Genomic DNA, 10,022 nt, shown 5'->3' on the forward strand with positions numbered 1-10,022 from the left:
AAACTCTCCAAGAAATATTCTCGGCGAGTCAGGTCACCCTCGCGGGTGCCGGCTCTTTTTTTGCTCTTCTTCGTTTTTTGACAAGAGCTTGGTGCGTTCGCTTGGCTATTCAGTTGTCAAGGTACTGGATTGAAAGCCTTAGGCAAGAAAACATCGTTTCTTTATGTTTGCTTAACCTTGCTTCGTGTCTTTTTATTATTTCAGAGCCAGATTCCTTTGTCAACCCCACAGGGTGAAGCGTTTTGGAATCTGCCGGAAACCACGATCTCTTGCGAGAAAACCGGGCCACCGGACCGATGCAGCCACCCTGCGGCATCGCGCCTGGAACCCCTTCAACAGAGACACCAGAATCGATTGTCGCTCTGCATTCTCGAGGTGGTCCTCGGAATCGGGGGCGCGAATCGTTCCTAAAGGGAACGTGTGGAGCGTTTCGGTGATGCCGTAGGGCCCTTCGCGGCTTCCGGCTTTCGTCGCTCAACAACAATCGACAATCTGAATATAGCGCAACTTTTAATTCAGCGCAACCGTGTGGCGAAAAAAAAACCACCCTTCGCTTTGCTGATCAGGGTTCAGCGCTCAAAGCCCGAGGGTGGCCTGCTGCGTGCGAGCCGCTTCCACGCTCCCCAGAACCTGCGCGGCGCGCGCCTGCTGCCCCTGGCGAAGATAAGCCTGCCCCAGCAACCACTGGGCTGCCACATGATCGGGCTGAAGCGCCAGGGCTCGCCGCCACAATGCCATGGCCCCGGCTGACTGCTTCAATTCGAACGCCACCCAACCGGCGTAAGCCAGGGTGTCTGCATCCGGTGGAAAATACTTGATCAGGTAGGCCAGCTGACGTTTGGCCTCGCGGGGCCGTCCGGCCAGATCGTTGGCCAATGCCAGGCGCAGCCAGGCCGCACGCTCGTGCGGGGTCTCGCGCACCAGTTGTCCGTAGTGCTCTACGGCTCGGCGTGGGTAGTGCGGGTCGAGTTCGAGCAGTCGACGATAGATCGGCCAGGCACGCTCGGGGAACGGCGTGGCCAGCGCGGCCACCAGCAGCTCAAACTGTGCATCCGCATTCTGAGGCAAAGCGGCTGCCCGGCCCGCCAGACTGGCCAGCTCACTGGTGGGTGCCGATGGGTCGGCCGGCGCAGCCAGAGCCGGCCCCCCCGCCCCCAGCACGAACAACCCCAGCAGCCAAGGCAAAACCGATACGGCCAAGACATCCTCCCGACAAGTCTGCCCGCCAGCAAGCGACACGGGTGGAGGCCAGCTTACAGGGGCTGGCGAATGGGAGGCTGTGACGCAGCGATCGGGGCCAGGGCCAGCGAAGCTGGCCGGGCTCGTGTGATCGCCGCGATCAGGGCTCCTGTTGCTCCAGGGCCGTGCGCAAGGCCTGCCAGCTGGGCCAAGGCTCCCCGAGGCCTTTCAACTGCTCCCACAGGCGCGCCGCTTCGCCCCCCGTGAAATCACGGGCGGAGAGCGTCTCTCCTCCCAGCAAGAACAGAGCGGGCGGCTCAGGCGCCCGCATGCGCGATAGAAGAAGCCGCAGATTGGCCACGTTACCACTCCCCCACGCCACCTCCGTCACGACCACGGCGTCGGAGGTCCCCAAGGCCTGCGCAAGCGCCTGTCCCGTCTCCTCCCCGATCGGTGAAAAGGGGGCCTCCGTCAAACAGCGCACCCCGAGCTGTTCCGCCAGCCATTCATCCGAATCCAAGGCATTGACCACCCCCACCCGCACATCGACCCCCCAAGCGGTGAGGTCGCGTAACGGAGCGGCCGCCGAGCCACCGCCGCAGACCACGTGCCAGCGGATCAGGCCCCGCGCTCGAACCGCCACCGGCAGGCGCGACACGCCATCAGGACGTCCGGCCTGCGGCAGGAGGTAGGGACGGCCACTGTCGGGGTGAAAGCGAATCTGAACATCCACCCCGAAAGCCTTGGCCACCAGGTCCCGGGAAAGCACCTGGCCCGGGGGACCGTCGGCCATCACGCGCGCAGGCGTGCCGCCCAGCACCACCAGGCGATCGCAAAATTGAGCCGCCAGGTTGAGGTCATGCAGCACCGCCAACACCATCACCCCGGACGTTGAGACCGTGCTTCGGACCAGATCGTAAAACGCCAGTTGATGACTGAGATCGAGATGAGCGGTGGGCTCATCGAGCATCAGGATCGGGGTGGCCTGCGCCAGGGCCCGCGCCAGGTGAACGCGCTGACGCTGTCCCCCGGAAAGCGTCTCCATGCGACGATGCTGAAGGTCCAGGATGCCAGCCTGCTGCATCGCCCGCTGGACCTGACGACGGTCCTCCGCTCCAGGCCACACGCCCCAGCCCCACTGATGCGGCGCACGACCGATGGCCACGGCTTGATCGACCCGCCAGCCCGTTTCGAGGGCTTGGTGCTGCGGAAGGTAGGCACGCAGACGCGCCAGGGCGCGCGCATCGCAATCAGCCAGCGATCGCCCCATCAGGGCGACCTGGCCGCCCTGCAATGCCGACAGACCCGCCAGCGCACGCAGCAAGGTCGACTTGCCGACCCCGTTGGCGCCCAGCAAGCCGACAAACTCAGCCTCATCGAGTCTCAGGTCGACACCTGCCAGAACGGGGGTCAGGCCGTACCCACACACCAGTCCAGAGGCCTGCAAGCGCCCAGCCGTCATGCCGAACGCCTCGCCAGCAACAACAGGAAGAAGGGCGCCCCAAGGAGGGCGGTGACAACCCCCACCGGGACTTCGAGCGGCGCAAACAAGGTTCGTGCCGCGAGATCAGCGGCGGTCAGCAGCGTCGCCCCCAGCACCACCGCCAAGGGGATCATGCGGCGCAGATCAGGGCCCACCAGCAGGCGCGCCAGATGGGGAACCACCAATCCGACAAATCCGATCATCCCACACACGGAGACCACCGAGGCGGTCAGCAAGGCAGCCAGCGCAATGACGGCACGAGGGTCGCGGCGTGCTTCCACCCCCAAACTGCGAGCCGTCTCATCCCCCCACTGCATGAGGTTGAGCCGCGGCAGGTAGAGCATCAGCCCCAGCGTGGCGATCAATCCGTAGGGCGCCATCAAACTCAACTGTTCCCAGCCGCGCCCGGCCAGGCTCCCGATCAGCCAGAGATAGAGCGGCGTGAAATCGGCTGAGCGCAACACCATCGTGCCGGTCAGACCCGCAGACAGGAATGAACTGACCGCCACCCCGGCCAGCAGGAGACGCTCCACCGAGAGCGACTGTCCCGGCCGCCAAGCCAGGCGATAGACCGCCCCAACCGCCCCCAGGGCGCCGAGAAAGGCCAGTCCCGGCAAGGCCATCGGCGAGCCCCCCCCCAGGCCGAACAGCAGGGCGGCCCCGGCGCCCACGGCCGCACCCGCCGACGCCCCGATCAAATACGGGTCGGCCAGCGGATTGCGCAAAACGGCCTGCCAGGCACCGCCGGCCAGCGACAGGCCCGCACCGGCCAAGGAGGCCAGCAAGACCCGCGGCAGCCGGATGTCCCAGAAGACCGCGGTGATTTCCGGTCGAACGAGGGCGGTACCTGGCGCGCCCCAGCCGATGAGCTGGACCAGTTCCTCCGGCGGGATCGACACCGCCCCCCAGGAAACCGCCAGCAGGGCCACGATCAGCCAGGCCACCGTGGTGCCCAAGAATGTGATCGCGAAGCTCATCAGGAAGGCTGCCTCACGGCTCCACCGGCATGCGGGAAGAACTGACCGGCCGCATGATGGCAGCCGCCCCGGGGAAAGTCCACGGGGATTCCGGATGCCGCACGTCCATGAGCCGTTCCAGGCTGGTGGATGGGGGGCCAGGCAAGTTCGACTCACCGCCACACCACCATTCATCGGTATGAAGGCGCATACTCACCTGAATTGCGGAAGGTCAGGCGAAGAGCTTGCCCGGGGCTGGCTGCACGGCCTCGGATGGCACCTCCTGGCGCGGAACTGGCGCTGTCGCCTGGGAGAAATCGACCTGATCGCCGACGATCACGGCGTGCTGGTCTTCGTCGAGGTGAAGACGAGACGAAGTGGTCGTTTCGGACGCGGCAGCCTTGCCGTGAACGCGCTCAAGCTGCGCCGATTGGAGCGGCTGGCCACCCTGTACATGCAAGCGACGGGAGAGCGACCCTGCCGGCTGGATGTCATCAGCATCGATTGGCCATCAGGCGCTCCGCGGATCGAACATCTGCAGGGCGTGAGTCAGTGAACCCGACCCCAGCAGGCCTGTCAGCGGCTCCGGTCGCGAACGGGGACGGGTACCGGCACCGGTGCCGGGGTTCCGAGCAGCAGTCGGCGCAGCGAGTCGATCAGATCCGATAAGCTTGGCACTGGGTCGACCTCCCGACATTCATTCAGTGGGACGTGGTCTCGTCAGAGGGAACCACGGGCGCGCGAGCAGGCTACTGGCAGTGTACCCGCCAACCAGCCGTTTCACGCAGGGGCAGCGAACCCTGCCGCTCACCTGATCGAGCGGATGCCGCCGGGCTGACCGGCAGGCGCATCCGGTTCGGACAAGCGCTCGCCCAAGCTAGTGAACACGTGGGCCGAGCCACGAACCCCCACCCGGGTTCACCCGGTAGCGCGCGCGGGTATGCGACCTCCAGGTTCGACCGCGAGAAAGGCGAAACACCATGAGCGACGGAATCTACGACAAGCTGGCCCAGGTGAGTGCCCGGGAAATCGCCGATGCGTTGGCCCAAGGCCAGGCCCTGCCGCCGGACAAGCGTGCGGCGGCCGATATCAACCAGGATGGTCAAGTCGACACGGAGGACGTCGAGATGGCGGCCGCGGCCCAGCTTGACCTGGCCAACAAGATATCGGGGGCCATCGTCGGCATGGAACCGCTGAGCGAAGCGGAGGCGCGCGCCGCCGAACGAAACCAGGACGGGCATATCAACCTGACGGATTCCTACCGACTGGCCGACGATTCCCGGGATGCGCGCCGCAAAGCAGCGCAACTCAAGCGCAACCATACCGGACCGTTACCACCCGTGTGACGCGCCGCTCCTGCTGACGACCGTCAGATCCAACGCTGCATTCTGAACAGGCCCAACATGCCGATCGCCACGGCCGCCATCACGCCCATCACGAAGGTGAAGGCGTGAGGGTTCTGAGAGAACGGCAGGGCAATGTTCATGCCGTAAATACCTGACACCAAGGTCAGCGGCAACATGATCACACTGATGGTCGTGAGCACGCGCATCACCTCACTGGTCTGGTAACTCGTCAGCGAGGTGTGCGTGTCGTTCAAGCTTTCGGTGATGGTCTTGAGATCCTCGAGAGAATCCCAGATCTTGCCGAGGTGGTCGGAAATGTCTGAGAAATAGATGTCCAGTTCCTCACTCAGGATCCGGGACTTCAAAAACTCGAGTCGGCTGATGACTGGAATTTGCGGCTTGACGATGCGGCGAAACGCGATGATGTCGCGACGGATGACGCTGAGGTCGAAGACGGTCTCGCGGGTCTTGCTTTCGAAAATCTTGGCTTCGACCTCACCCACGTTGCGCTCGATCTTGTAGACCAGCGGAAAACAGTTGTCGACCAGCTTGTCGATCAGGCGATACAGCAGGTACCCCGGACCATTGCCCAGGTTGTCCGCCTGCAAGCGCTCAGAGGCCTGAACCGACTCGAACAGTTTGGTCAGAGGCCACAAGTCGCCCTTGTGCAAGCTCACCAGATAGTCCGGCCCCACGAATAGATTCACCTCGGACGGAGTCGTGACGCGCCGATCCTTGTCGTAAATCGGCATGTGAAGCACCAGGAACAGATAGTCGTCGTATTCGTCGAGTTTCGGGCGTTGCAGGTTGCCGAGCAGATCCTCGATGTCGAGGGGATGAAACGGAAAGCTCTGGCGCAGATGTTCAATGTCCATCACCGTGGGCTGCGGGATGTTCAACCAGGTGACGCCTTTGTATTCGATCCGCTGGATCGCCATCGGGAAATCCCTTCTGGACATCGACAACCAGGGGCCATCCTAGCACACGCCAGCGCGACTCACCGTGCGGGTTGCACCCCTGCGAGAACGACTTCCGAACCTCATCGGCCGCTGCGCGCGCGCGGGCTCACAGCCCTGCGATGCGCGCGCGAAATCGCGCGGCGTCTTGCCGTGTTGCCGAGAGGTTCCAACCGCGCGAGGCCACATGGGCCTCCAGGGCCGCGATGCGCTCGGGCGTTCCAGGATGATCAAAAAACCAAGAGGCCCATTTCGGCGGTTCCCCCGCCTGGCGCGACAGGATGAGCAGGAACGCCGCGAGCTCCCGCGGATCGTAGCCCAAGGCATGGGCGGCGTCGGCGCCCCACAGGTCGGATTCCAGTTCGAAGGCCCGATCATTGTGCTTGAGAATCAGGCTGGAGGCGACCTTGGCCCCCAGTTCCGCCAGCTTGTCCGGTTCTGCCCCCAGCACCCCCGTCACGACCCCCTGGGCCAGCAAGGCCTGTCGAATTCCTTGAAGAGAATGGGAGCGCACGACGTGCGCCACTTCATGCCCCAGCACCCCGACCAGCTGGGCCTCATTCTGCATGAGTTTCAGGGCCCCCGTGGTGACGAAGACAAACCCACCGGGGGCGGCGAAGGCGTTCACCTCGTCGGATACCACCACGTGCCATTCGAAGGCCCTTCCGCTGGGCTCGCTCGTCGAGACGATCGCCGTCCCGAGTTCCGCCAGATAGGTCTGAAGGGCTTCCTGCTCGAGACGCGGGGTATCCTGCAACACCTGCTGCTTGGTCTGCTCCCCCATTCGTCGCTCGTCGGCCGCCGTGATCGTCAGGGCCTGGGCAGCCAGCGCGCCACCCGCCGCCACGTTCTGGGCGTCACAAGCCACCAGGGCTTGCCAGGCCCCCAGCAGGAAAAGGCCCCAGACCAATCGGTTGCGCATGCTGCCCCCCTTGCTCGTCCGACCAACCCGGCGATCGCCCCGAAAGGCCCCCCTCCGGACCCAAACCATACCCGCTGCTGCGACCCCGAACAAGCCCTCGGATCAAGGCCGTATGGTGGTCCAGCTGGTGCAGCGAAGGCCAGCCGGCGTGGGTCTCCCGAATCTCCCCCTGTTCACTCTAGGCGCTCAGGAACGCGATGTGACGCGCGGACTCGGCGTGGGGCGAGGCGGCGCAAGCGGGGGGCGCCCCATCAGGGCCAGGTAAATCGCGACCGCCTCAGGATAATAACGCGAAGCGCAGCGCCAGTCCGCGCTCCGCTCCCAATCGCGAAACCGCAAGCTGATGGCCTTCTCATCCAGCAACTGCCAGTCTGCTGGTAAGTGTTGACCCACGTAAGCCCCCTGCAGCGGCGAACCCTTGACGGGATCGTTCGAGGGCCGCAAGGCCAGGCAGCCATCCGAGGCCACCAGCTGACTGAGCGGCGACGGTCGGCTCCCGGCCATTCCAGGGGTCATCGGAGGCACCTGGACCGCTTCCGGGGCTGGGCTGCAGGCGATCAGGCACCCTACGATGCCCCAAGCCCCTGATCGAACCAAGCCCCGGCCACGCATGCCATGCCTCCTCGCTGTGCATACCCGCGCAAACGGCCGGCCTGTCGCGACCATTGGCGTGAGAAGGCTGCAGCAGGCCCTTTCCTCAGGCCCTGCCCGGACGCGACTGAACCAGTTGCCAGGCCGCATAGACCGGAACACCCAGTAACACGATCGCCAGGCCAGGCCAGGTGTAGGTCGGCTTGAAAACCAGCAAATCGACCAGCAGCAGGCTGGCCAGGGCGACATACAGGGCCGGTATCCAGGGGTAGCCGAGCGCCCGGTACGGGCGCTCGGCCTCCGGACGGGTGCGCCTCAGCACGAACACCGCCGAGACGGTCACCACATAGAAGAGCAAGGCTGCAAAGATCACGTAATCGAGCAGATCGCCATAGCGTCCGGACAGCGTCAGAACACAAGCCCAGGCTCCCTGCAGGATCAACGCGAAGGCCGGCACACCGTGGCTATTCAGCTCCGCCACGCGCCGAAAGAACAGGCCGTCGCGGGCCATGGCCCAGTAGACACGCGCCCCTGCCAACACCAGACCATTGGCGCATCCGAAAGTGGAGACCATGATGGCGATCGCCATGACCACCGCGGCCTCCGGCCCGATCAGAGCAGCCAGAGCGGCCGTTCCGACCCGGTCGTGCGGGGCGTGCTGGATCGCGGAAAAGGGCAAGGCAGCCAGATAGGCCAGGTTCGCGAGGGCATACAGCCCGATCACGAGCAACGTCCCCAGTGCCAGACTGAGCGGAATGGTGCGCTGAGGTTCCCGCACCTCCCCGGCCGTGAAGGTGATGTTGTTCCAGGCATCCGCCGAGAACAGCGAACCCACCATGGCCGTACCGACCACCGCGCACAAGGCCAGCGGGGGCAACGCCTCACCGGACAGGCTGCGGGCTTGCCAGAAGGAGGCGGAGGCAAAGGCCTCGGGCAGGTGGCGCCCCATCAGCAAGCCCAGCCCGATCAAGCCCAGCAGGGCCAGCAACTTGGTGACCGTGAGCAGGTTCTGGATTCCCCGTCCGGTTTTCAAGCCCCGCAGGTTGAGCCCCGTGAGGCCGCAAACCACGGCCACGGCCACGGCTTGCTGACCCGAAAAAACCCAGGTGCCCCCCCCGAAGAGCGACAGATCAGCCAGCGCGGGCCAGAGCACACCAAGGAACTTCGCAAAGGCCACGGCGACGGCTGCGATCGTGCCAGTCTGAATCACGGTGAACAGCGTCCAGCCGTACAGAAACCCGACCAGGGGGCCGTAGGCCTCGCGCAAATACACGTACTGCCCGCCGGCCCGCGGCATCATGGCAGCCAGTTCACCGTAACTGAGGGCCGCCATCACGGTCAGCAAGCCCGTGATCAGCCAGACCAGCAACAGCCAGCCCGGCGAACCGAGCTGACGCGCCATGTCGGCCGACACGATGAAGATGCCGGAGCCGACCATCGAGCCGGCCACCATCATGGTGGCATCAAAAGGCCCCAGTCCCCTGACAAACCCTTCGGGTGCCCTCGGCGATGGATGGGACATCGGATTTCCTCCTCACAGAACGGGAATCCACTCCTGAGGTGGTGATACCCGCCGTCCCGCCTTGCCAGACAGACCGAACTGGCGGGCCCTTGATACGCGTTAAGGTTTGTCGTTATTGGGGCATGCAATCGGCAGATCCCATGTCGGGAACCCGTCAGACTGCCTGTAAGGGCGCGTGGTTCCCTTGAATTTTGCGCCACTGCAGAAAGGTCTCAGGCCCATCGAATGAATTGCTCCCGTCGTTCGTGGCGTCACGCCATTGCCGCGACCCTGTCCGTCGCCTCTCTCACCGCGTGTAACATCGATCCGGCGATGCTCGCCGCGGTGCGCGCCGGCAACGGCCAAGCCCCTGGCCAAGCCCCTGGCCAGCCCGTGCCTGGCGCACAAGGCCCCGGAATGCCCGGGCAAAGTCAGATGATGCCGGGCTACGTCATGCCGCCGACCAGCGGCGGTATGCCGGCGTTCAGCGAACCTGGAGCGGCCGACCAGCAGGCCGAAGACATCATGAATTTCGTGATGGCGATCGACTCCTGGATGGAAGAGGTCGAGCTGGCGGCGGATTCAGCCGAGGAAGGGGACGCGGCACCGGCCGCCTTCCGCCTGAAGCAAATCAACCCGGGGGAACCCCCGTTGGGGCAGCAACCCGGACAGCCTGGCCAGCCCGGTCAACCCGGTCAGCCTGGCCAGCCTGGCGGATGGGGACCCGGCCAGCCCGGACAACCCGGTCAGCCTGGCCAGCCCGGCGGATGGGGACCCGGACAGCCCGGCCAACCCGGTCAACCTGGCCAGCCCGGACAACCTGGTCAGCCCGGACAGCCTGGCGGATGGGGACCCGGACAACCTGGTCAGCCCGGACAACCTGGCGGATGGGGACCCGGACAGCCTGGTCAGCCCGGCCAGCCCGGTCAACCTGGCGGATGGGGACCCGGACAGCCTGGTCAGCCTGGCCAGCCCGGTCAACCTCGCGGATGGGGACCCGGACAGCCTGGTCAGCCTGGTCAGCCTGGCCAGCCCGCACAAGCCGGCGGATGGGGACCCGGACAGCCTGGTCTGGCTGGTCAGGGCGG

General features: G+C 65.2%; 11 protein-coding genes. 3 read left to right on the forward strand and 8 right to left on the reverse strand.

Annotation, left to right across the window (positions count from 1 at the left end; all coding sequences use genetic code 11):
* Positions 1 to 236 (forward strand): hypothetical protein (locus VKP62_04920; GenBank protein ID MEB3196527.1); only part of this gene is annotated, 236 nt, incomplete at its 5' end.
* A gap of 340 nt (positions 237 to 576) precedes the next feature.
* On the opposite strand, the gene VKP62_04925 is transcribed toward VKP62_04920, so the two are convergent.
* The 4 genes from VKP62_04925 to VKP62_04940 form a co-directional block, all read right to left on the reverse strand.
* Positions 577 to 1,200 carry a tetratricopeptide repeat protein gene (locus VKP62_04925; protein MEB3196528.1) on the reverse strand — a complete coding sequence of 208 codons (624 nt, stop codon included), beginning with the start codon at positions 1,198 to 1,200 and terminating at the stop codon, positions 577 to 579.
* A gap of 139 nt (positions 1,201 to 1,339) precedes the next feature.
* A complete protein-coding gene (locus VKP62_04930) occupies positions 1,340 to 2,641 on the reverse strand; it encodes an ABC transporter ATP-binding protein (GenBank protein ID MEB3196529.1) in 1,302 nt (433 codons plus the stop codon).
* Positions 2,638 to 3,639 carry an iron ABC transporter permease gene (locus VKP62_04935; GenBank protein MEB3196530.1) on the reverse strand — a complete coding sequence of 334 codons (1,002 nt, stop codon included), beginning with the start codon at positions 3,637 to 3,639 and terminating at the stop codon, positions 2,638 to 2,640. The genes VKP62_04930 and VKP62_04935 overlap by 4 nt, the downstream gene beginning before the upstream one ends.
* Before the next feature lie 13 nt (positions 3,640 to 3,652).
* Positions 3,653 to 3,829 carry a hypothetical protein gene (locus tag VKP62_04940; protein ID MEB3196531.1) on the reverse strand — a complete coding sequence of 59 codons (177 nt, stop codon included), beginning with the start codon at positions 3,827 to 3,829 and terminating at the stop codon, positions 3,653 to 3,655.
* Between VKP62_04940 and VKP62_04945 the strand changes: the two genes are divergently transcribed.
* Both VKP62_04945 and VKP62_04950 read left to right on the forward strand, forming a co-directional pair.
* Entirely contained in the window at positions 3,818 to 4,174 is a 357-nt protein-coding gene (locus tag VKP62_04945) for a YraN family protein (GenBank protein MEB3196532.1), read from the forward strand. The genes VKP62_04940 and VKP62_04945 overlap by 12 nt on opposite strands.
* Positions 4,175 to 4,598: 424 nt before the next feature.
* Positions 4,599 to 4,964, forward strand: a complete 366-nt coding sequence (locus VKP62_04950) for a hypothetical protein (GenBank protein MEB3196533.1) — start codon at positions 4,599 to 4,601, stop codon at positions 4,962 to 4,964.
* Positions 4,965 to 4,987: 23 nt separating this feature from the next.
* Here VKP62_04950 and corA read toward each other — a convergent pair whose 3' ends face one another.
* The 4 genes from corA to VKP62_04970 form a co-directional block, all read right to left on the reverse strand.
* Positions 4,988 to 5,923, reverse strand: coding sequence for a magnesium/cobalt transporter CorA (corA, locus tag VKP62_04955; protein MEB3196534.1), 936 nt, complete (start codon positions 5,921 to 5,923; stop codon positions 4,988 to 4,990).
* A gap of 106 nt (positions 5,924 to 6,029) precedes the next feature.
* Positions 6,030 to 6,842 carry a M48 family metalloprotease gene (locus tag VKP62_04960; GenBank protein ID MEB3196535.1) on the reverse strand — a complete coding sequence of 271 codons (813 nt, stop codon included), beginning with the start codon at positions 6,840 to 6,842 and terminating at the stop codon, positions 6,030 to 6,032.
* A 186-nt stretch (positions 6,843 to 7,028) separates the two neighbouring features.
* A complete protein-coding gene (locus tag VKP62_04965; GenBank protein MEB3196536.1) occupies positions 7,029 to 7,358 on the reverse strand; it encodes a hypothetical protein in 330 nt (109 codons plus the stop codon).
* A 181-nt stretch (positions 7,359 to 7,539) separates the two neighbouring features.
* Positions 7,540 to 8,955 (reverse strand): APC family permease, encoded by a 1,416-nt coding sequence (locus VKP62_04970; protein ID MEB3196537.1) that lies wholly within the window; start codon positions 8,953 to 8,955, stop codon positions 7,540 to 7,542.
* Between the last annotated feature and the right edge of the window lie 1,067 nt (positions 8,956 to 10,022).

Source organism: Candidatus Sericytochromatia bacterium (assembly GCA_035285325.1).
In the GTDB taxonomy this organism is placed as follows: Bacteria; Cyanobacteriota; Sericytochromatia; order S15B-MN24; family JAQBPE01; genus JAYKJB01.